The 22,114-nt window shown below is 65.1% G+C and carries 20 protein-coding genes; 16 read left to right on the forward strand and 4 right to left on the reverse strand.

Features of this window, described 5'->3' with window-relative positions; translation table 11 throughout:
* The first annotated feature begins 3 nt into the window (after positions 1 to 3).
* Positions 4 to 600 carry a class I SAM-dependent methyltransferase gene (locus tag BSY239_RS07420; protein WP_069046283.1) on the forward strand — a complete coding sequence of 199 codons (597 nt, stop codon included), beginning with the start codon at positions 4 to 6 and terminating at the stop codon, positions 598 to 600.
* 3 nt (positions 601 to 603) lie between these two features.
* Positions 604 to 1,104, forward strand: coding sequence for a VOC family protein (locus BSY239_RS07425; protein WP_069046284.1), 501 nt, complete (start codon positions 604 to 606; stop codon positions 1,102 to 1,104).
* A gap of 15 nt (positions 1,105 to 1,119) precedes the next feature.
* Here the strand turns inward: BSY239_RS07425 and BSY239_RS07430 are convergent, their stop codons facing one another.
* The gene (locus BSY239_RS07430; RefSeq protein WP_069046285.1) at positions 1,120 to 1,494 is read right to left on the reverse strand and encodes a cupin domain-containing protein; all 375 of its coding nucleotides are present in this window, start codon (positions 1,492 to 1,494) and stop codon (positions 1,120 to 1,122) included.
* Positions 1,495 to 1,649: 155 nt separating this feature from the next.
* Here BSY239_RS07430 and BSY239_RS07435 point away from each other — a divergent pair, with 155 nt between their 5' ends.
* Positions 1,650 to 1,940, forward strand: a complete 291-nt coding sequence (locus tag BSY239_RS07435) for a hypothetical protein (protein ID WP_069046286.1) — start codon at positions 1,650 to 1,652, stop codon at positions 1,938 to 1,940.
* A 72-nt stretch (positions 1,941 to 2,012) separates the two neighbouring features.
* Positions 2,013 to 3,533 carry a methyl-accepting chemotaxis protein gene (locus tag BSY239_RS07440; RefSeq protein ID WP_069046287.1) on the forward strand — a complete coding sequence of 507 codons (1,521 nt, stop codon included), beginning with the start codon at positions 2,013 to 2,015 and terminating at the stop codon, positions 3,531 to 3,533.
* A gap of 14 nt (positions 3,534 to 3,547) precedes the next feature.
* On the opposite strand, the gene rsxB is transcribed toward BSY239_RS07440, so the two are convergent.
* Both rsxB and BSY239_RS07450 read right to left on the reverse strand, forming a co-directional pair.
* Entirely contained in the window at positions 3,548 to 4,204 is a 657-nt protein-coding gene (rsxB, locus tag BSY239_RS07445) for an electron transport complex subunit RsxB (RefSeq protein ID WP_069046288.1), read from the reverse strand.
* 55 nt (positions 4,205 to 4,259) lie between these two features.
* Entirely contained in the window at positions 4,260 to 5,717 is a 1,458-nt protein-coding gene (locus BSY239_RS07450) for a polyhydroxyalkanoate depolymerase (protein ID WP_069046289.1), read from the reverse strand.
* Positions 5,718 to 5,877: 160 nt separating this feature from the next.
* On the opposite strand from BSY239_RS07450, the gene ygiD reads away from it, so the two are divergent.
* Entirely contained in the window at positions 5,878 to 6,732 is an 855-nt protein-coding gene (gene ygiD, locus BSY239_RS07455; protein ID WP_069046290.1) for a 4,5-DOPA dioxygenase extradiol, read from the forward strand.
* A gap of 54 nt (positions 6,733 to 6,786) precedes the next feature.
* On the opposite strand, the gene BSY239_RS07460 is transcribed toward ygiD, so the two are convergent.
* On the reverse strand, positions 6,787 to 7,983 hold the full coding sequence (locus BSY239_RS07460; protein ID WP_069046291.1) for an amino acid aminotransferase: 1,197 nt from the start codon (positions 7,981 to 7,983) through the stop codon (positions 6,787 to 6,789).
* Positions 7,984 to 8,237: 254 nt separating this feature from the next.
* Between BSY239_RS07460 and BSY239_RS07465 the strand changes: the two genes are divergently transcribed.
* From BSY239_RS07465 to BSY239_RS07515, 11 genes are all read left to right on the forward strand, one after another.
* Positions 8,238 to 8,873, forward strand: a complete 636-nt coding sequence (locus tag BSY239_RS07465) for an XrtA/PEP-CTERM system exopolysaccharide export protein (protein WP_069046292.1) — start codon at positions 8,238 to 8,240, stop codon at positions 8,871 to 8,873.
* An 81-nt stretch (positions 8,874 to 8,954) separates the two neighbouring features.
* Positions 8,955 to 10,514 carry an XrtA system polysaccharide chain length determinant gene (locus tag BSY239_RS07470; RefSeq protein ID WP_069046293.1) on the forward strand — a complete coding sequence of 520 codons (1,560 nt, stop codon included), beginning with the start codon at positions 8,955 to 8,957 and terminating at the stop codon, positions 10,512 to 10,514.
* A gap of 15 nt (positions 10,515 to 10,529) precedes the next feature.
* Complete coding sequence (locus tag BSY239_RS07475; RefSeq protein WP_069048852.1) at positions 10,530 to 11,501, forward strand: XrtA-associated tyrosine autokinase; 972 nt, start codon at positions 10,530 to 10,532, stop codon at positions 11,499 to 11,501.
* Between the two features lie 38 nt (positions 11,502 to 11,539).
* Positions 11,540 to 13,090, forward strand: a complete 1,551-nt coding sequence (locus BSY239_RS07480; protein ID WP_172823088.1) for a TIGR03016 family PEP-CTERM system-associated outer membrane protein — start codon at positions 11,540 to 11,542, stop codon at positions 13,088 to 13,090.
* A gap of 3 nt (positions 13,091 to 13,093) precedes the next feature.
* The gene (locus BSY239_RS07485) at positions 13,094 to 14,224 is read left to right on the forward strand and encodes an XrtA/PEP-CTERM system-associated ATPase (RefSeq protein WP_069046295.1); all 1,131 of its coding nucleotides are present in this window, start codon (positions 13,094 to 13,096) and stop codon (positions 14,222 to 14,224) included.
* 5 nt (positions 14,225 to 14,229) lie between these two features.
* The gene (locus BSY239_RS07490; RefSeq protein ID WP_069046296.1) at positions 14,230 to 15,108 is read left to right on the forward strand and encodes an XrtA system polysaccharide deacetylase; all 879 of its coding nucleotides are present in this window, start codon (positions 14,230 to 14,232) and stop codon (positions 15,106 to 15,108) included.
* 10 nt (positions 15,109 to 15,118) lie between these two features.
* Positions 15,119 to 16,153, forward strand: coding sequence for a FemAB family XrtA/PEP-CTERM system-associated protein (locus BSY239_RS07495; protein WP_069048853.1), 1,035 nt, complete (start codon positions 15,119 to 15,121; stop codon positions 16,151 to 16,153).
* An 11-nt stretch (positions 16,154 to 16,164) separates the two neighbouring features.
* Positions 16,165 to 17,409, forward strand: a complete 1,245-nt coding sequence (locus BSY239_RS07500) for a TIGR03087 family PEP-CTERM/XrtA system glycosyltransferase (RefSeq protein ID WP_069046297.1) — start codon at positions 16,165 to 16,167, stop codon at positions 17,407 to 17,409.
* Positions 17,402 to 19,000 carry an exosortase A gene (xrtA, locus tag BSY239_RS07505; RefSeq protein ID WP_069046298.1) on the forward strand — a complete coding sequence of 533 codons (1,599 nt, stop codon included), beginning with the start codon at positions 17,402 to 17,404 and terminating at the stop codon, positions 18,998 to 19,000. The genes BSY239_RS07500 and xrtA overlap by 8 nt, the downstream gene beginning before the upstream one ends.
* Positions 19,001 to 20,944 (forward strand): XrtA/PEP-CTERM system amidotransferase, encoded by a 1,944-nt coding sequence (locus BSY239_RS07510; RefSeq protein ID WP_069046299.1) that lies wholly within the window; start codon positions 19,001 to 19,003, stop codon positions 20,942 to 20,944.
* On the forward strand, positions 20,941 to 22,113 hold the full coding sequence (locus tag BSY239_RS07515) for a TIGR03088 family PEP-CTERM/XrtA system glycosyltransferase (RefSeq protein WP_069046300.1): 1,173 nt from the start codon (positions 20,941 to 20,943) through the stop codon (positions 22,111 to 22,113). Before BSY239_RS07510 ends, BSY239_RS07515 begins: the two co-directional genes overlap by 4 nt.
* The last annotated feature ends 1 nt before the right edge of the window (position 22,114 follow it).

Here is a 22,114-nt window from a genome sequence, read left to right on the forward strand (position 1 = left end):
CGCATGCACCAAGGTCTGGCTTTCGCACTGGGTTACCTGCGCCATCCAAGGCGGGTCGGGGCCATCGCGCCGGCGTCAAAGGCCTTGGCACAAGCCATCCTGAACGAGGTGATGCGTTCTGCGCCCGGCACCCTGATCGAGGTCGGCGCGGGCACGGGTGCCATCACCCGCGCCTTGCTGCCCGCGCTGGACCGGGCAGAGCGCTTCATGGTGATCGAGCGCGACGCGGGCTTCGCCCGGTTGCTCAGCAGACATTTCCCCAACCTGGAAGTCCTCAACCAATGCGCCACCCGGCTGGATGCGCTGGACATCGCGGCGCGAAGCCCGGTCACGGTGGTGTCCTCCCTGCCGCTGCTGTCCATGACACGCGACGAAGCCCACGCCTGTGTGGACGCCATGGTGGCCTTGATCGAGTCCCGCCCCGGCTCGCGGCTCATCCAGTACACCTATGCCTCCCCGCATCTGCGGCCGTTCAAGGACATCCCGGTGGGCTGGCGCTGGCGCCGGGCCACCACCATCTGGGCCAACCTGCCTCCGGCCACCGTGTGGACGCTGGAGCAGGCCAGCCACCCCTCACACACCCACAACGGTTTTCACTGACGCATGAGCACTTCGGCCAACTCCGTCCGACCCTTCAAGGTGCTGGGCATCCAGCAAATCGCCATCGGCGGCCCCGACAAACAACGCCTGCAGAAACTCTGGGTCGACATGCTCGGCCTGGAAGTCACGGGCAGCTTTCGCAGCGAGCGCGAGAACGTGGATGAAGACATCTGCGCGATCGGCACCGGGCCGTTCAAGGTCGAGGTCGACCTGATGCAACCGCTGGACCCCGACAAGAAGCCCGCCGTGCACACCACGCCACTCAACCATGTCGGCCTGTGGATCGACGACCTGCCCACCGCGGTGGATTGGTTGACAGCCCAGGGTGTGCGGTTTGCGCCGGGCGGCATCCGCCAGGGCGCCGCAGGCTTCGACATCACTTTTTTGCACCCCAAGTCCAACGACGAATTTCCGATCGCCGGCGAAGGTGTGCTGATCGAACTGGTGCAGGCGCCGCCCGAGGTGGTCAGCGCGTTTGCCCGGCTCGACGCCCAGCCCGATTGAGTCCGTGCGGAGACGTCACTCCGCGATCATGTAGGTCTTGGTGAGTGCTTCCAGCACCTCGAACTCGCCGGCAAAGCCCGGTGGAATGTAAAGACCTTCGCCGGGCCCCACCTCCTCAAACCCGCCCAGCGCGTCGTGCACGCGGCAGCGCCCCAGCAGCACGGTGAACAGCTCCCGCTCGGTCTCGCCCATGGCGATGCGCCAGCGGCCTGGCTCGCAGCGCCACACGCCGCAATACACCCGCCCGGCAGGCAAGGCGGCATCGACCCGGTTCCAGGTTTCGCGCAACGGATTGCCGTGCACCAGACGATCGGGTTTGGGGTGGTCGGTGTCGGGTGTGCCGGTGGGCTGCGCGGTGAGCTTGATCAGGCGGGGAGCATGGGTGTTCATGGCGGAATTGTGCCGCGAGCCGACGCAGAAACCGGGAGCAAAGCGGGTTTTGACCGGTTGTTCGGAGGAATGCCCCAAGGGCGCCCGGCCTACGCTTGAGGTGTTCGGGGGCCACATGTCTGCGCGTCTGGACACACACCTTCCAGGAGCTCGCCATGAGCACGGTCCCCACACAGCACACGCCCGCCACCGCAAGCCCTCCGGTCGGTCGCCGAACGCCCGACGCTTCGCAGCTCTGGCCCCACGACCTGCTGGAGGCGTTCTGCCTGCGCATGTCGAGCCAGGGCATGTGTGTGAGCCGCGCCCTGATGCAGCACGACCGGCGCTACGGCCTGGAGCAGCTCACCCACGCCCACAACATGGCCGACGATGCCCTGCGCGAGATGGCGGTGCAGCTGTTTCGGCACTTCGAAGCCCGCCAGTCAGGGATTTCCCGGTCCCACTGAGCGCCGGTGGGATCTCAAGCCCACTCGGTTCCGGTCGATACAAGTACATACCCACAGAGGAGATACTCGCGCATGTCCGGCTTCAACCCCTTGTCCCCCGGCGTCTGGCTGATGCGGCGCCTGCGCCTGCGAGGCAAGCTGTTGTTGTTGGCGGCGTCATCCCTTCTGCCCCAGATGTTCATCTGGCTGGTCGCCGGGCCGCCTTCGGCCAGCACCTGGGTGCTGGGCATTGAGCTCGGTGGCGTCGCCGTGCTGGCCTACCTCATGCTCAGTTTCTATGTGAGTTTCATGAGCGACTTCCGGCTGGTGCTCGCCAGCATGGAGCAGACCGCGTCGGGCAACCTGCGCACCGTGTTGAAGGTGCGCGGCGGCGACGAACTGGCCGACCTCACCCGCCTGCTCGACCGCATGGTCGGCAACCTCTCGTCCATGGTGGCCGAGGTCCGCAGCAATTCCGCCTTGGTGGCCCACGCCGGCAAGAGCCTGGCCACCGGCAACCGTGATCTGGCCGACCGCACCGAACAACAAGCCGCCAACCTGGAACAGACCGCCGCCAGCGTGCACGAGCTCTCCAGCACGGTGCAGCAAAACGCCAAGACCGCCGGCGACTCCGACCAGCAGGCCGCGCAGGTGCGCGACGTGGCGGAGTCGGGTGCACAGTCGATGGGACGCGCGGTCGAGTCGGTGGAAGGCATCCAGAAAAGTGCGCAGCAGATGAACGACATCATCGGCGTGATCGACAGCCTGGCGTTCCAGACCAACATCCTCGCGCTCAACGCAGCGGTGGAAGCCGCACGCGCGGGTGAGCAGGGCAGGGGCTTTGCGGTGGTGGCTGCCGAAGTGCGTTCGCTCGCGCAGCGCTCGGCCGCGTCGGCCAAAGAGATCCGCCAGCTCATCGTGGCCTCGGGCCAGCAGGTGGAGGCCAGCGTGAAGCAGATCCGCACCGCCGGCAGCAGCATCCAGCAGATCGCCAACGGCGTGCGCGGCGTGGCGGCCAACATGTCGCTGATCTCGGCCTCGAGTGCCGAGCAGAGCACGGGCCTGAGCGAGATCTCGTCGGCCGTGTCGCAGCTCGACGAAATCACCCAGCGCAATGCGCAGATGGTCGAACGCGCCGTGGCGCAGGCCGACCAGCTGGAGCAGCGCGCGGCCCACCTGTCCAAAGCTGTCTCGTCCTTCATGTTGCAGCAGGGCACGGCCGAAGAGGCCATGCAACTGGTGGACAAGGCACAGGCCATGCGCCAGCAGCGCGGGCGCGACGCCTTCGTGCGTGAGATCACCACGCCGGCCAACAACTTCTTTGATCGCGACATGTACGTGTTCGCACTCGACCAAGCGGGGGTTTACCGCTCGTTCGGCGGCAAGCCCGAGAAGGTCGGCAGCCGCGTGCAGGACATCCCCGGCATCGACGGCGAGGCCTTGCTCGACGCCATCGTGTCGCAGGCCGAGTCCGGCCCGGGCTGGGTGGAATACAACATCGGCAACCCGGCCAACGGCAGCATCCAGGCCAAGATGTCCTACGTGGTGAAGATCGACGATCTGTACGTGGGTTGCGGCGTCTACAAGACCGCCGCTGCGCGCCAGGCGGCCTGATCTCGATCGCAGGCTCAGGCGCTGGTTCGTTTGGCCCTGGCCCGGGCGAGCGCGGCTTCGATCACGGCGCGTTTCTTGTCCAGCAGGGTCTCGTCGGTGATTTGCGAATGTGCGGCCAGGTCGGACAGCTTGTCCTGCGCCTTGGCTTCCAGCCGGTCGTCGTGCTCGCGCTTCTCACGCGTCAGCCGCGCCTGCCGGGCCTCGTAGCGTTCCTTGCCCTGACGCGCCTGCTCGGCGGTCCAGGCCTGCCAGCCCGTCCGCTCCCCACTGACGATCTCCAGTGAAATGCAGTCCACCGGGCACACCGGCAAACACAGCTCGCAACCGGTGCAGACCGGCTCGATCACCGTGTGCATGCGCTTGTTGCTGCCCAGGATTGCGTCGGTGGGGCAGACCTTGATGCACAGCGTGCAGCCGATGCACCAGGCCTCGTCGATCACAGCCACCGTCACCGGGCCTTCAATGCCGTTGTGCGGATTCAGCGGCGTGGCCGGCCGGCCGGTGATGGCGGCCAGTCGTTCGATGCCCTCGCTGCCACCGGGCGGGCATTGGTTGATGTCGGCACGGCCCTCGGCGATGGCCAGCGCATAACTCGCGCAGTCGGGGTAGCCGCAGCGCGTGCACTGGGTTTGCGGCAGGGCGGCGTCAATGCGCCGGGCAAGGTCGTTCATGACGGCCAATATACCGGCGCCCTGGATGCGCGCCGGGCTCCTGGAACCCGGTGTCTCAGGCGGTCGTGGTGCGCGGCTTGCGCGCGGCGGGTGCCTTGGCTGCGGGTCTGGTGGCCTTGGCGACCTTGGCGACCTTGGCGGGTGCGGCCTTCGCGGCGGGTTTGGCTGCGCGCTTGACGGCTGCCTTGGCCAGGGTCTTCACCGTTTTCGGGGCGGCGACCGTGGTCGCCGAAGCGGCCGGCGCCACCGTCGGCTGGTGCACCTTCAGGAAGGTCTTCACCACCGGATGCACGAACTCGCGCCAGCGGCGGCCGCTGAAGATGCCGTAGTGGCCCGCGCCGGCGGCTTCGTAGTGCATGCGGTGCGTCTTGGGAATGCCGGTGCACAGGTCGTGCGCTGCGGCGGTCTGGCCCGAACCCGAAATGTCGTCGAGCTCACCTTCCACCGTCAGCAGGGCGGTGTGCTGAATGTCCTGCGGACGCACCCGCTCCAGCTTGCCCTGCGGGTTCTTCACATCCCAGGTGCCGTTGACCAGCTTGAAGTCCTGGAACACCGTGTCGATGGTTTCCAGGTAGTAGTCCGCGTCCATGTCGAGCACGGCGTTGTACTCGTCGTAAAACTTGCGGTGACTCTCGGCGCTCTCGTTGTCGCCCTTGATCAGGTCTTTGAAGTAGTCGTAGTGGCTGGTCGCGTGGCGGTCCGGGTTCATGGCCACAAAGCCGGTGTGCTGCAGGAAACCGGGGTACACGCGGCGACCGGCGCCGGGGAAGTTGTCGGGCACGCGGTAGATCACGTTGTTCTCGAACCAGCTGTGCGCGCGCTGGGTGGCGAGGTTGTTCACCGCGGTGGGCGATTTGCGGGCGTCGATCGGGCCGCCCATCATGGTCATGGACAGAGGCGTGGTCTCGCCCCGGCTGGCCATGAGCGACACCGCAGCCAGCACCGGCACGGTGGGCTGGCACACGCTGATCACGTGGCAGTTGCCATAGCCCTTTTGCAGGTGGCGGATGAACTCCTGGACGTAGTTCACGTAGTCGTCGAGGTGGAACTCACCTTCGGACAGCGGCACCAGGCGGGCGTTTTTCCAGTCGGTGATGTAGACCTTGTGGTCCTTGAGCATGGTGCGCACCGTGTCGCGCAGCAGCGTGGCGTAGTGGCCGGAGAGGGGCGCCACGATCAGCACCACCGGCTCGCCCTTGAGCTTGGCCAGGGTGCTGGTGTCGTCGGAGAAACGCTTGAACCGTCGCAGTTCGCAGAACGGCTTGTCGATTTCGATGCGTTCGTGGATGGCCACATCGATGCCGTCAATGTCCACCGTGTGGATGCCGAAGACCGGCTTCTCGTAGTCCTTGCCCAGGCGGTGCATGAGGTCGTAGCCGGCCGAAATGCGCTGCGCCATCGGCAACTGGGCCAGGGGCAGGGAAGGGTTGGTGAACAGTTTGGCGGCCACTTCGGCCAGGTCTGAAAACGGCTCCATCATGGAGCGCTGGGTTTCGTAAATCTGGTAGAGCATGGGTGTCCGGCTTCGTTATGTTGCAGTGCAATATATCAGCATGCTCTCAAGAGCGTTAGCGTGATAACACCTAATTTACAGGGGCATCTGTCACCTTCGTGAAAGAATCCGGACCACCGATTCTCACCGCCGGCCAGACGGCGCAGACCCGCGTCACCCCATGTCCGACATATCTTCACCTGCCGCATCCCCCTGGAGCGAACTGCCCGCCACCGAGCGCATGCCCGTGCTGTTCGTGGGCCATGGCAGCCCCATGAACGCCATCGAGGACAACCGCTGGCGCCAGAGTTGGCAGGCGCTGGGCAGCGAGTTGCTGGCGCGCCCACAGCCTCCGCGGTTGATCCTGTGCATTTCGGCCCATTGGCTCACGCCGGGCTGGCAGCTCACCGCCATGGACAAGCCGCGCACCATCCACGACTTCGGAGGTTTCCCCCAGGCACTGTTTGACCAGCAGTACCCTGCGCCGGGCTCGCCCCAGGCAGCGCGTTTCATCAGCCAGTCTGTGCTGCAACCAGGCTCCAACGAGCCTCTGGCGCTGAATGAGGCCGACTGGGGCCTGGACCACGGCGCGTGGTCCATTCTCAAGCCCATGTTCCCGGCCGCGGACATTCCGGTGATCCAGCTCAGCATGGACTACAGCCGGCCCGCCGCCGAACACTTCGCCATCGGCCAGCAGCTTGCAGGTTTGCGCGAACGCAGCGTGCTGATCGTCGGCAGCGGCAACACGGTGCACAACCTGCGCACCATGCGCCGCGACGCCCCCGACAACCAGGCCTACGACTGGGCCATCGAGTTCGATCGCGTCACGGCGGAACACATCTCGCAAAAGCGCCTGCCGTCGTTGTGTGATTTCCAGCAACTGGGCGTTGTCGCTCAGATGGCGCATCCCACCTGGGAGCACTACCTGCCGCTGCTCTATGCGGCGGGCGCCGTGCAGGCGGATGATGTGCCGCGCTTTTTCAACGAGGGTTTCCAGGGCGCTTCGATCTCCATGCGCTCTGTCGTGTGGAGCTGATCCCATGGAAAAGGGCCGCCCGAAGGCGGCCCTTGCTGGCAGGAGCCACGTTGTTCAGACCACCTTGGCGATCGACTGGCAAACGTAGTCGATGTTCTTGCTGTTGAGCGCTGCCACGCACATGCGGCCGGTGTCGGTGCCGTAAACGCCGAACTCGCTGCGAAGGCGCACCATCTGGTCTTTGTTCAGGCCGGAATAGCTGAACATGCCGATCTGGCTGGTGATGAAGCCCATGTCCTGCTTCACGCCGGCGGCCTTGAGCCCGTCCACCAGCTTCTGGCGCATGGCCTTGATACGCACGCGCATCTCGCCCAGTTCTTTTTCCCACAGCGCGCGCAGCTCGGGGTTGTTGAGCACGGCCGCCACCACGGCGCCGCCGTGGATGGGTGGGTTGGAGTAGTTGGTGCGGATGGCGATCTTGAGCTGGGACAGCACGCGCGACGCTTCTTCGGCACTCTCGCACAGCACCGACAAGGCGCCCACGCGCTCGCCGTAGAGGCTGAAGCTCTTGGAGAACGAAGTCGAGACGAAAAACACCAGGCCGGCGGCGACGAACTTGGCGATCACGGCGCCGTCTTCGGCAATGCCGTGGCCGAAGCCCTGGTAGGCCATGTCGAGGAACGGGGTGAGGTTGCGAGCTTTCACGACCGCAATCACCTGGTCCCACTGCTCGGGAGTGATGTCGTAGCCGGTGGGGTTGTGGCAGCAGGCGTGCAGCACAACGATGGTGCCGGGCGCGGCCGCGTTCAGGCTGGCCAGCATGGCGTCGAAATTCACGCCGCGCTTTTCAGCGTCGTAGTAGGCGTAGGTGCCCACGGTGAAGCCTGCGTTGGTGAAGAGGGCTCGGTGGTTTTCCCAGCTCGGATCGCTGATCAACACGGTGGCATCCGGGTTCAGGCGTTTCAAAAAATCGGCGCCGATCTTCAGGCCGCCTGTGCCGCCGATGGCCTGCACGGTGGCCACCCGGCCGGACTTCACGGGCTCCGAATCCACGCCGAACACCAGACCTTTGACCGCGGCGTCGTAGGCGGCGATGCCGTCGATGGGGAGGTAGCCACGCGCAGTGGGCTTGTCCATCATGGTTTTTTCAGCGCTTTGCACGCACTGCAGCAGCGGCAGCTTGCCGTTGTCGTCGAAATACACACCCACGCCCAGGTTCACTTTGTTGGGGTTGACGTCGGCGGCAAACTGTTCGTTCAGACCCAGAATCGGGTCGCGCGGCGCCATTTCGACGGCGGTGAAGAGGGACATGCTGAGTTTCCTGAAGGTTGGAGGGCGGGGCAACCCGGGATTTTAATCGGCGGGTCCTTGCCAGCATGCGGCAACGGTGTGCGTTGGTGCGGCAGCGCGCATAAGGACAAGTAAATTTGCTGTAGTGTGCGACCCTCCTCACTTTGGGCACTTCGTCACACATTGCGGGTAGTCATGCCCTGGGGGTGTGCGGTATATTCAAAAAGACCGTTAACTTTTATTAACATTTGACCGTGCTTTTGAGGACCAGGACCATGCAAAAACATACTTCAGAACTCATCCGCACCCTGGCTCGCGGTACCGCTTTGGTGGCCCTGGTGTTGGGTGCGGTGGGTTGTGCCACCCAGAACGCCAGCCCTCCAGCGCCGACCACGGCAGCCAGCGCCACCTACGAATACAAGGTCGGACCTGGTGACACCCTGAACATCAACGTCTGGCGCAATCCCGAGCTGTCCTCCACCGTGCCGGTGCGCCCCGACGGCAAGGTCTCCACCCCGCTGGTGGACGAGCTGGTTGCCCAGGGCAAGACGCCCACCGAAATCGCCCGTGATGTGGAAAAGGCCCTCGGCAAGTTCGTGCGCGACCCGGTCGTCACCGTCATCGTCACCAATTTCGTGGGCCCTTACAGCGAACAGATCCGTGTGGTGGGTGAAGCCGCCAAGCCGCAGTTCCTGCCGTACAAGCAGAAGATGACCGTGATGGACGTGATGATTGCCGTGGGCGGCCTCACCGAGTTTGCCGATGGCAACAAGGCCACCATCATTCGCGCCAGCGAGAACAACAAGCGCTATGGCGTGCGTCTGCAAGACCTGGTCAAGCGCGGCGACATCTCTGCCAACGTTGAGATGCTGCCTGGCGACATCCTGATCATTCCTCAGGGCTGGTTCTGATCCCGCGCCTCTTGAGCTGACCACCGCCGCCCTGCGCACGGTGGTTTCTTTTTCTTTTTGCTGTCACCCACAGTTGCTTGCATGCAAGACCTCATTGATCAAATAACGACCTTCTTGCGGGGGATGTGGAAGTACCGCCGCCTCGGCGTGCTGGTCGCATGGCTGGTGGCCGCTGCCACGGCCACTGTGATTTTCATGATGCCCGACCGCTATGAGGCATCGGCTCGTGTCTATGTGGACACGCAGTCCATCCTGCGGCCCCTGATGTCCGGTCTGGCTGTTCAGCCCAACATCGAGCAGCAGGTCACCATGCTCAGCCGCACCCTGATCAGCCGGCCGACGGTGGAAAAACTCATTCGCATGGCCGATCTGGACCTGGGCGCCAAGACCAAGGAGCAACAGGAAGAGCTCATCACCCAGGTGACGCAGTCGCTGGCCATCCGCTCCACCGGCCGCGACAACCTCTACACCCTGTCCTACCGCGGCGAAAGTCCCGACAAGGCGCTGCGTGTCGTGCAGTCGCTCATGACGATCTTTGTGGAGTCCAGCCTGGGCGACTCCAAGACCGACTCGGACGCGGCCCGCCGCTTCATTGAAGACCAGATCAAGAACTATGAGGCCCGGCTGACGGAAGCCGAAACACGACTCAAGGACTTCCGCCTGCGCAACCTCGATCTTCAGACCCAGGGTGGCATGGACATGGCCGGGCGCATGACGGAGATCGTCAACACCCTGAACCAGGCCAAACTGGAATTGCGCGAAGCCGAAAGCGCCCGCGAAGCCGCACGGCGCCAGCTCGACCAGGCGCGCGCCGCGCAGCGCGCCACGCCAGCCGCCGGTGGCGGCCCCTCGTTTGCAACGCCCGAGCTCGACGCCCGGATCGACCCGCTCAAACGCAACCTCGACAGCTTGCTGCAGCGATTCACCGAGCAGCACCCCGACGTGGTCAACACGCGCCGCCTGATCAAGGAGCTGGAAGAGCAGAAGCGCAAGGAAGTGGCCGAGCTGCAGCGCGCAGCGGCGGCCAATCCCGGCCAGCCGTCCATGGAATCCAACCCCGCCTTGTTCGAGCTCTCGCGCATCAACTCGGCGGCCGAGGTGCAGGTGGCTTCGCTGCGCGCCCGCGTGGCCGAATTCGAGTCGCGCGCCACCCGTGCACGCGAACTGATGCGGGCCGCTCCGCAGATCGAAGCCGAACAGGCACAGCTGAACCGCGACTACGAAATCAACCGCAAGAACTACGAAGACCTGGTGGCGCGGCGCGAGTCCATCACCATGAGTGGTGAGCTGGAAAGCGCCTCCAGCCTGGCCGACTTCCGCGTGATCGATCCACCCCGTGCCGAGCCCAAGCCGGTGGCTCCCAACCGTATTCTGCTGATGCCGCTGGCCTTGTTGGCCGCGCTGGCCGCCGGCCTGGGCTTCACCTTCCTGATGAGCCAGGTCCGCCCGGTGTTCTTTGATGCGAATTCGCTGCGCTCGGCCACCGACATGCCCTTGCTGGGCGTGGTCACCCTGGTCAAGCACGACGCCTTGCGCCAGCGGGAACGCCGCAGCCTGATGCGTTTTGCCGCTTCCGTGTTGGCCCTGGTGGTCGTGTTTGTGATCGGTATCGCGGTGATGTCCTACCGCGCCGGTCTTTGAAGGTGATTGCCCATCATGTCCAGTCTCATTGAAAAGGCCGCCCAGCGGCTCGAGCAGTTGCGCCAGGCGGGTGCCGACATTCCGGCCGATGCTCCTGCCCCGGTTGATGTGCCCGCCAAAGCGGCCGCCGTGCCTTCCAACGCCGCCGTGCAGGCTCGCGCGGTGCCCTCCGAAGCCCACGCGCCCGACAGCATCCAGTCCAAAGCGGTTCAGATGGACCTGGAGACGCTGCGCGTGGCCGGTTTCGTGACGCCCAATGCACCCCGTTCCCCGATTGCCGACCAGTTCCGCGTGATCAAACGCCCTTTGCTGGCCAACGCCACAGGCAAGGGCGCAGCGCCCGTGCCCAACGGCAACCTGATCATGGTCACCAGCGCCATGCCTGGTGAAGGCAAGAGTTTCACCGCCATCAACCTGGCCATGAGCATTGCCATGGAACTGGACTACCGCGTGTTGCTCGTGGACGCCGACGTGGCCCGGCCTTCCTTGCGCCAGGCGTTGGGGCTGGCCGCCGGACCCGGGCTGCTCGATTTGCTGATCGACAGGAAGACCCAGATGTCGGACGTCTTGCTGCGCACCAACGTGGACAAACTCAGCGTGCTGCTCAGCGGCACGCCGCACCCGCGCGCTACCGAACTGCTGGCCAGCGACGCCATGACTTCGCTGATCGAAGAGATGGGCCAACGCTACCCTGATCGCATCATCATTTTTGATTCACCTCCATTGCTGCTGACCACCGAGGCGCGGGTTCTCGCGACCCACATGGGCCAGATCATCATGGTGGTGCAGGCGGAAAAGACCCTGCAATCGCAAGTGAAGCACGCCATGACCACCATCGAAGCCTGCCCGGTCAAACTGATGTTGCTCAACCAGGCACGTGGTGGAGATCAGGACGCTTATGGATACGGTTACGGATATGGCTACGGCTATGGTCAAACCGCCAGCCAGGCCGCCGACGCCAACGTGCCGGTGGCCGCGGCAACATGAATCGCAGCAGCAGGACGCACGCCGTGAAGACCCGCAGCATGACCGTGCCTTCCGCCCTCGCTCAGCGTTCTGCCGTGTTCGCACTGGGTGCCCTGGCCGCCGCTGCCCTGGGCACGGTGGCGCATGCGCAGGACAGCGTCAACGCCGTGGATGCGCCCGGCCCCAAGCCCTCCATCTGGATCGAACGCCGGGTCACGGTGGGGCAGACCTTGTCCACCAACGGCAACCTGTCCACCAACGGGCGAAGCGAGCAGACCACCGAAGTGACTCCCGGCATCCGCGCGGTGTTCAACACACCTCGCGTGCAAGGCTTCATTGACTATTCGCTGAGCGCCTTGTTCTACGCGCAGGGCACCTCGGGCAACCAGTTCCGCAACGCGCTCAACGCCAACGCCAAGGTCAACGCCTGGGACAACCGGGCTTTCATCGACTTGTCGGGTGTGGTGTCCAACCAGGCCATCTCCGCCTTTGGCCCGCGGTCGGTCAACGGCCGGTCCGACACCAACCAGTCCGAAACCGCCAGCTTCCGTTTTTCGCCCTACCTGCGCGGCAGCTTCGCCGGCGACACCGACTACGAACTGCGCTACAGCCTGCAGACCGCCGACACGGATACCGCCGCCAGGTCCGACATCACCGACCAGTCCGTCTCGGTTCGGCTGGGCAGCCGCCCCGTAGGCCAGACCCTGGGGTGGTCGTTCAATGCCTCGTCGGGCGCCACCGACTACAGCCGCGGCCGCGACACGGAGTCAAGCAGCGCACAGGGCGGTTTGATCGTTGCCGTCTCACCGCAGCTGCAGGTGACGCTGCTCGCCGGTGTCGAGTCCAACGACATCATCACGCTGCAGAAAGAGTCGTACAACACGGCCGGCATCAACGTGGAGTGGCGTCCCTCGCCGAACACGCGCGTGTTTGTGGGCGTTGAAGACCGCTACTTCGGCAATGGCCACAACATCGCGCTGCAGCACCGCACGGGTCAGACCTTGTGGAGCTACACCGATACCAAGGGCGTGGTCAACAACCCATTGCAAGACGGCTCTGCGACGCTCGGTACGAACTATGAGTTCTTCGACCAGCAATACCAGCAGCTGATTCCAGACCCCATTCTTCGAGCGAGGTTTGTCAACGAGCTGTTGCGTTTCTATAACCTGCCAGCCGACGCGGTCGCTGTTCAGAATTTCCTGAGTTCATCGGCCACGCTCGACCGGGTGCAGCGCCTCTCGGTCGCGCTGTCGGGCATTCGCAGCGTCTGGACGCTCTCGGTCTTTCGCAGCGACTCCAGCCGCCTGGACACGATTGTCAGCAACGGTGACGACTTCGACTTCAACACCGACATCGAACAACAGGGCTGGAGCCTGAACTACGCGCACCGCCTGACCCCGCGGACATCGCTCAACGCCGGCTTGACCAACCAGAAGAGCTTCGGCAGTTCCGGCCTCAAACTCCGATCCACCACGGCCTCTGTCGGCCTGGGCACCCGCCTGAGTCGCCGCACCTCTGCCAGCGTCCAGCTGCAGCGCGGCAATTACAACGGCTCCACCGGTTCCTACAACGACACCGCCATCTCGGGTTTCATCACCCACCGGTTCTGATCCATGTACGAAGCCTTCTACGGGCTGAGCAGCAAGCCTTTCCAGCTCAACCCAGACCCCCGCTTTTATTACAGCAGCAAGCCGCACCGGCGGGCGCGCTCCTACCTCGTCTACGGCGTCATGCGCGGCGAGGGCTTCATTGTCATCACCGGTGAGGTGGGGGCCGGCAAGACCACCATCGTTCGCGACCTGCTCGACAGCTTGGAAAACGGTTCGGTGGTGGCTGCGCACCTGGTGAGCACCCAGCTCGGCGCTGAAGACGCGCTCAAGCTGGTGTGCGCCGCGTTCGGCGTGCCGGTGCGCGGCACCGGCAAGGCCGACATGCTGATGGCGCTCGAAGCCTTCTTCATCACCCAGACCACGCAGGGCAAACGCTGCCTGCTGATCGTGGATGAAGCGCAGAACCTGCAGCCGCTGGCGGTGGAAGAGCTGCGCATGCTCTCCAATTTCCAGTTTGGTGACCAGGCCTTGCTGCAGACCTTTCTGGTGGGCCAGCCCGAGTTCCGCGAGATCCTGCAAGGCCCGAGCATGCTGCAGCTGCGCCAGCGCATCACCGCGCGTTGCCACCTGGGCCCGCTCGACGAAGAAGACACCCGCGCCTATGTGGAGCACCGCCTCAAGTGCGCGGGCGCCACCGACAAGCCGACGTTCGAGCCCGCCATCTTCCCCGCGCTGTTTCAGCACTCGGGCGGCATTCCGCGGCGCATCAACACCTTGTGCGACCGGCTGCTGCTGCTGGGCTACCTTTCCGAAATGACGCACCTCACGCTGGACGCACTCAACGAGGTGGTGGCCGAAATGCAGGTGGAGAACTCGGTGGCGCCTTCTCGCGTGGCTGAAGACCAGGAGCGCTGGGCGCACCTGCCCAACGCCGGTGCCAGCGTCGCCCCCACCTGGCTGAACGACGACATGGATCTCTCGGAACTGTCACTCGACCCCCATCTGGTGGAAGGCATGAGCGACCAGCTCACCCGCGTCTCGGCCGAGCAGCTCAGCACGCGCCTGTTGCGCATGGAGCGCAGCGTGCTGCGCCAGGAACGCATCAGCCTGGAGATCCTGAGTTCGCTCAAGAAGATCGTGGCCGCCGCCCGCAAGCCCCGCGCCGCAGGCCCCACCACCGACCTGCCCAAGTGACCCCCATGCTCACCCGCGCTCCCATCACCAATGCCCTGACGATCGACGTCGAAGACTACTTTCAGGTCTCCGCGTTTGCGCCCCACATCGACCGTGCCGACTGGGACAAGCGTGAATGCCGCGTCGAGCACAACATCGACCGCATCCTCAAGCTGCTGGACGACAAGCACACCAAGGCCACCTTCTTCACGCTGGGCTGGGTGGCCGAGCGTTACCCGAACATGGTGCGCCGCATCGTGGCCGAAGGCCACGAACTCGCCAGCCACGGCTATGGCCACCAACGCGCGTCCGACCTCACCGAGACCGAGTTCTTCCACGACGTGTCACACGCCAAGGCCTTGCTCGAAGAAATCGGGGGCACCGCAGTGCAGGGCTACCGCGCGCCGAGCTTCTCCATCGGCACCGACAACCTCTGGGCACTCGACACCTTGCTGCGCGCCGGCTACCGCTACAGTTCCAGCATCTACCCCGTCAAGCACGACCACTACGGCATGCCCGACGCGCCGCGCTTCGCCCACCAGATCCGCGACGGCCTGATGGAAGTGCCGCCCACCACGCTGCGCCTGTTCAACCGCAACCTGCCTTCTGGTGGTGGAGGTTATTTCCGCCTGCTGCCCTACGCGCTGTCGCGCTGGATGCTGCAGCAGGTGAACCAGCGCGATGCCGAGTCCGCCATCTTCTATTTCCACCCCTGGGAAATCGACGCCGACCAGCCCCGTATTCCCGGCATCGATCTGAAGACGCGCTTTCGCCACTACGTGAACATTGGCCGCACGGAACAGCGCCTGGCGCGCCTGCTTGACGATTTCCGCTGGGGCCGCATGGACGACATCTTCTTGAAGGAACGTGCACCCGATCGTTTGGCCGAGGTGACCGTTGTCTGAGCGCGGCGCCTTGCACATCAAGCGCCTGGACAGCTCCCAACCCGACCAGGTCGCCCGATGGGAAGCCTTTGTGGCGGCGTGCCCCAAAGCCACGTTTTTTCACCGTGCAGGCTGGCAAACCGTCATCCGTGATGTGTTCCGGCACCCCACGTACTTTCTCTTTGCCGAGCAGGACGGCGAGATCGTTGGCGTGTTGCCGCTCGCCCACGTGAACAGCCGCCTCTTCGGCAACGCGCTGACGGGTTTGCCCTTTGCGGTCTACGGTGGTGTGGCCACCGACTCTGAAACGGCTGCCACCGCGCTGGAAGCCGAAGCACAGCGTCTGGCGGTTGAACTGGGCACCGACCACCTGGAGTTGCGCCACACCGAGCGCCGCCACACCGACTGGCCGGTGCAGGAGCTCTATGTCACCTTCCGCAAGGCGATCCTGCCCAAGGAAGAGGACAACATGCTGGCCATTCCGCGCAAGCAGCGCGCCATGGTGCGCAAGGGCATCAAGAACGGCCTCACCTCGCAGGTGGACAACAACGCCGACCGTTTTTTCGCGCTCTACGCCGACAACGTGCACCGCCACGGCACGCCCGCGTTTTCCAAGCGCTACTTCCAGACCTTGCTCAAGACCTTTGGCAAGGACTGCGAGGTGCTCACCGTGAGCTCTGCCGAAGGCCGGCCGCTGTCCAGCGTGATGAGTTTTTACTTTCGCGACGAGGTGTTGCCTTACTACGCGGGCGACGACGAAGCCGCGCGCGACCTCGCCGCCAACGACTTCAAGTACTGGGAACTCATGCGCATGGCCTGCGCGCGCGGGCTCAAGGTGTTTGACTACGGCCGCAGCAAAGAGGGCACCGGCCCTTATGCGTTCAAGCGCAACTGGGGCTTTGAACCCACGCCGTTGCACTACGAATACCGCCTCTACAAGCGCGAGAGCATTCCGCAGAACAACCCGGCCAACGCGAAGTACAAGTTGCTGATCGCCACGTGGCGCCGCATGCCGCTGGGTCTGGCCAACTGGCTCGGCCCCCACATCGTCCGCAACCTCGGCTGAGCAGTCACACCATGGCGAACCTGCTCTACCTCGTGCACCGCTTGCCGTACCCGCCCAACAAGGGCGACAAGGTGCGTTCGTACCACCTGTTGCGCCATTTGCTGCAGCGCCACCGTGTGTTCCTGGGCACCTTCATCGACGACCCGGACGATGAGCAGCACCTGCCCACGCTGCGCGCCCTGTGCCCCGACCTGCACGTGGAGCGCATCGCTCCCCGCACCGCCAAGATCAAGAGCCTGGGTGGCCTGCTGAGTGGCGAGGCCCTCACGTTGGCGTATTACCGCAGCGCCGGCATGCAACGCTGGGTGCAAGCCACCACCGCCGCGAACGAGCTGCAGGCAAGCGTGGTGTTTTCGTCGGCCATGGCGCAGTACGCGCAGCCCCTGCAGCCGCAGGTGCCCATGCTGGTGGACTTTGTGGACGTTGATTCGGCCAAGTGGACGCAGTACGCGCCCGCGCACCGCTGGCCGCTCTCGATGCTGTACCGCCGCGAAGGCCGGCGCCTGCTGACCTACGAGCGCGAAGTGGCCGCGCAGGCGCGGCGCTCGTACTTCGTCACGCCCAACGAAACCGCGCTGTTCGTCTCGCAAGCTCCCGAGAGCCGCGACAAGGTGCAGTCCCTCAGCAATGGCGTGGACGCGGACTTCTTTGCCCCCGATCCACAGCGGCCCAACCCGTTCGCACCCGGTGAGCAGGCCGTGGTGTTCACCGGCGCCATGGACTACTGGCCCAACATCGACGGCGTGAGCTGGTTTGTGGCCGACATGTTGCCCCGCCTGCGCGCCCACTGGCCGCGCGCACGTTTCTACATCGTGGGCCGCAGTCCGTCGGCCCAGGTGCTCGCGCTGGCGGGTGAACAAGTGGTGGTCACCGGCACCGTGCCCGACGTACGGCCTTACCTGCAGCACGCTGCTGCCGTGGTGGCGCCGTTGCGCGTGGCGCGCGGCATTCAAAACAAGATCTTGGAGGCCATGGCCATGCAGAAGGCCGTGGTCACGGTCAACAGCTGTGCCGACGCGATCGGTGCGGGTGCGGACCAAGGTTTGCTGCGTGCCGAGTCGCCCGACGAATTCATTCAGGCGCTGGCCCCGTTGATGGACCATCCCGGCCACGCCGCCGAGCTGGGCGTGCACGCCCGGGCTTTTGTGGAACAAGGTTTCAGCTGGCAGGCGCACCTGAGCGGCATCGACGCCTGGCTCGGTCCACTGCACGCCAACGACACCGTCACCCTCCCGGAGGCCGCCATCCATGTCTGACGCCGTTCGTTTGTCCACACGATTCCCTGCCCACTGGCGCCTGCCGCTGGCCGCGCTGGTGTTGCTGTTGCTGGCCATCCTGGCGCTGTATGCGCACACGGTGGTGGGCATGGTCACCATCTGGTCCCGCTCGGACACGTATGCCCACGGCTTTGTGGTGCCTGTCATCACGCTCTGGCTGATCTGGCGCATCCGCCACACCCTGGCCGCGCTGGTGCCCAAGCCCAGCCCCCTGGCCTGGGTGATGCTGCTGGGCGCCGCGGGCTTCTGGCTGGCGGGCGACCTGGTGGCGGTGAACGCCGCCACGCAGCTCGCGTTGGTCATGTTGCTGGTGCTGGCCGTGCCGGCCGTGCTGGGCTGGCATCTGGCGAAAGCCATGGCGTTCCCGCTGGGCTTTCTGTTTTTTGCCGTGCCCATTGGCGACTTCATGCTCCCGTACTTCATGGAGTGGACGGCCGACTTCACCGTGCTCGCGCTCCGCGTGAGCGGCATCCCGGTGTACCGCGAAGGCCTGCAGTTCATCATCCCGTCGGGCGCCTGGTCGGTGGTGGAAGCCTGCAGCGGCATCCGCTACATGATCGCTTCGGTCACCGTGGGCTGCCTGTTCGCCTACCTGAGCTACACCAGCCTGAAGAAGCGCCTCATCTTCATTGGCGTGGCCATTCTGGTGCCGCTGGTGGCCAACTGGTTGCGCGCCTACATGATCGTGATGATCGGCCACCTCTCGGGCAACGAGCTGGCCACCGGCGTGGACCACCTCATTTACGGCTGGGTGTTTTTCGGTGTGGTGATCCTCATCATGTTGTTCGTCGGCGCCCGCTGGGCCGATGCTCCGGCGCCACCTGCCGGCCCGCTGGGTGCTGCTGCTTCCGCTGGTGCGCAAGCGCGAGGTATGTCTTCCCGCCGCACGGCCATGGCCGCTGTGGTCGCGTTGCTCATCGTGGCGTCGCCCCACCTGCTCGAACGTCTGCTGGCGCTGGGCACCCAGACCAGCGCTGTCTCCCTGGCCGCACCCGCGGCCCAGGCGCCTTGGCAAAACAACGCGAGTCCGCCGAGCGACTGGGTGCCGGCCTTCCAGTTGCCAGTGGCCACCAGCCACCTGGGCTACAGCGGTCCGCAGGGCGAGGCTGTGGGCCTGCACATTACCTATTACCGCCAGCAAGACTACGAACGCAAGCTCGTCAGTTCACAAAACATGCTGGTCGTGCACGACGACAAGCAGTGGGCGCAGGTGTCGGGCGGCAGCGCGACCACCCAGCTGGCCGGCCAGCCCGTTACCGTGGCTGCTGCCACGTTGCGCAACCAGGCCGGTGGTCTGACCGCGAACACCCAGCGCCTGCAGGTCTGGCGTGTCTACTGGGTCAACAACCGCTTCACGGCGAGCGACGCGCTTGCCAAAATACAGGGCGCCTTGAGCCGGATCACCGGGCAGGGCGACGACGGAGCCATTGTGGTCATCTACACCCCGCTCGATCCGCAGCTCACCGAAGCCGACGCACGCGCGGCCGCCACGGCCGTGCTGCAGAACTTCATGCAGAACCAGGGTGGCGCCATTGAAGCCGCCTTGAAGACCACGCGAGGGGCGCCCTGAATGTGCGGCATTTCCGGCTTGTTCGACACGCTCGGCACGCGCGACTTTGACCGCGCCCTGGCCGCGCGCATCAACAACATCCAGGCCCACCGCGGCCCCGACGAAGACGACCTGCACTTCGAACCCGGCCTGGCCTTGGGCCACCGCCGCCTGTCCGTCATTGACCTCGCCACCGGCCAGCAGCCGCTGTTCAACGAAGACGGCAGCGTGGGCATCGTCTTCAATGGCGAGATCTACAACTTTGAAGAGCTCGTGCCCGAGCTGCAGGCGATGGGCCACATCTTCAAGACGCGCAGCGACACTGAAGTGATCGTGCACGCCTGGGAAGCCTGGGGCCCCGAGTGTGTGCACCGCCTGCGCGGCATGTTTGCGTTTGCTCTGTGGGACCGCAACCAGCAAACCCTGTTCCTCGCGCGCGACCGCATGGGCGTCAAACCCATGCACTACGCGTGGCTCGCTGATGGCACCTTCATTTTCGGCTCCGAGCTGAAGGTCATCACAGCCCACCCCGGCTTTGCGCGCGACATCGACCCGCTGGCCGTGGAAGACTACTTCTCGTTCGGCTACGTGCCCGACCCGCGCTGCATTTACCGCAACGCACACAAGCTGCCGTCTGCCCACACGCTCACGCTGCGCCGCGGCGACGCCGCTCAGGCCCAGCCCGTGCCGTACTGGGACGTGCACTTCAGCAACGACAACCCCATCAACCAGGCCGACGCCGAAGCCGAACTTCGCGATCGCGTGCGCGAATCGGTGAAGCTCCGCCTCAAGGCCGACGTGCCGCTCGGCGCGTTTTTGTCGGGCGGGGTCGATTCGAGCGCCGTGGTTGCCACCATGGCTGGCTTGTCCACCACGCCGGTGCACACCTGCGCCATCGGCTTTGACGACCCGCGTTTCAACGAGTCCGCCTTTGCCCAGCAGGTGGCCGACCGCTACCAGACCGACCACCGCCTGGAAGTGGTCAAGAGTGACGACTTCGACCTCATCGACACCCTGGCCTGGCTCTACGACGAACCTTACGCCGACAGCTCCGCCATTCCCACCTACCGCGTGTGCCAGATGGCGCGCAAACACGTGACCGTGGCGCTCTCGGGCGACGGCGGCGACGAGAGCCTGGGTGGCTACCGGCGCTACCGCATGCACCTGGGCGAAGAGAGCGTGCGCAGCCGTTTGCCGCACGGCCTGCGCAGCCCGCTGTTCGGTTCGCTCGGCCACCTGTATCCCAAGGCCGACTGGGCACCGCGCATGTTCCGCGCCAAGACCACCTTCCAGGCCATAGCCATGGACTCGGTGCAGGCCTACCACCACAGCATGTCGCACCTGCGGGCCGACCAGCGCCAGCGCCTGTTCTCGCCGGCGTTCAACAAAAGCCTGGGTGGCTACAACTCCATCACCGTGTTCCGTGGCCACGCGGAGCGCGCCAACACCGACGACCCGCTCGCACTCATTCAGTACCTCGACTACAAGACCTGGCTGGTCGGCGACATCAACACCAAGGTCGACCGGGCCAGCATGGCCCACTCGCTCGAAGTGCGCGAACCGCTCATGGACCACCAGCTGATCGAATGGCTGGCCACGCTGCCCAGCAGCCTCAAGATCAACGCGGGCGAAGGCAAGTACGTTTTCAAGAAGGCCTTCGAGCCGCTGCTGCCCAACGACATCCTGTACCGCTCCAAGATGGGCTTCTCGGTGCCGCTGGCCAGCTGGCTGCGCGGGCCGCTGGCCGAGCGCATGCGCGAGTCGGTTCTGAGCCCGCGCATGCTGGACTCGGGCTACTTCAACGAAGCCACCTTGCGCACGCTGATTGACCAGCACCTGAGCCGGCAGTTCGACCATTCGACGGCGCTGTGGATGTTGATCATGTTTGATGCGTTTCTGCGCCAGGCCCAGGCGCCCATACAAGCCGCGCCCCCGGTTGCGGCTGCAGCGACCGTCCCGGCATGAACGCTGTGATGCCACGCCGCCGGCGCATCGTCCATGTGGTTTACAGCTTTTCGGTGGGCGGGCTCGAAAACGTCATCGTGCAGCTCATCAACCGCCTGCCTGCCGACCAGTTCGAACACGTGGTCCTGTCACTCACCACCATCAGCGATTTCAAGAACCGCATCACCCAGCCCGGTGTGCGCTTCATCGAGCTGCACAAACAGCCCGGCCACGCCATCCCCCTGTACCCGCGCATCTACCAACTGCTTCGTGAACTGCAACCCGACGTGGTGCACACCTGCAACCTGGCCGCGCTGGAGATCACGCCGCTGGCTTGGCTGGCGCGTGTGCCATTGCGTGTGCACGCCGAGCATGGCTGGGACGCGCACGACCCGCAAGGCCAGAACCCACGCTACCAGCGCTTGCGAAAGCTCTACAAGCCCTTCGTGAGTCACTACGTGTCCGTATCGAAAGATCTGGACGCCTACCTCGCGCGCGCCATTGGCGTGCCGGCGAGCCGCCGCAGCCTGATCGCCAACGGCGTGGACAACGACACCTTTGCTCCGCGTGTGGGCCGCGCCGCGCCCGTGCCCGGTTGCCCGTTTGTGCCCGGCCAGCACTGGCTCGTGGGTACCGTGGGTCGTCTACAAACCGTGAAGAACCAGCCGCTGCTGGCCCGGGCGTTTGTGCGCCTGCTGCGTGAGCACCCCGAGATGGCGGAGCGGGCGCGGCTGGTGATCGTGGGCGAAGGGCCTTTGCGGGGCGAGGTTGAAAGCACGCTGGCTGCTGCCGGTCTGCAAGGCCACGCGTGGCTGCCCGGCGCGCGAGACGACGTGGCCGACGTACTCCGCTCGCTCGACCTTTTTGTGTTGCCTTCGCAAGCCGAAGGCACGTCGTGCACCTTGCAGGAAGCCATGGCCAGCGGGCTGCCCGTGGTGGCCACGGCGGTGGGTGGCACGCCAGACCTGGTGGAAGAGGGCGCCACCGGCCACCTGGTGCCGTCCGACGACGAAGCGGCGCTGGCCGAGGCGATGCACAGGGTGTTCTGCAACGAGGCCGATGCGCAGCGGTTTGCGCACACCGCTCGCACGCGCGCCATCAACCAGTTCGGCCTCGACGCCATGGTGCAGGCCTACGATGCCCTTTTTTCAGGCCCACAGCGCGCTGCGCAGTGGCAAGCCGCCCACTGAT

The sequence above is a fragment of the Hydrogenophaga sp. RAC07 genome, from assembly GCF_001713375.1.
GTDB lineage: Bacteria > Pseudomonadota > Gammaproteobacteria > Burkholderiales > Burkholderiaceae_C > Hydrogenophaga.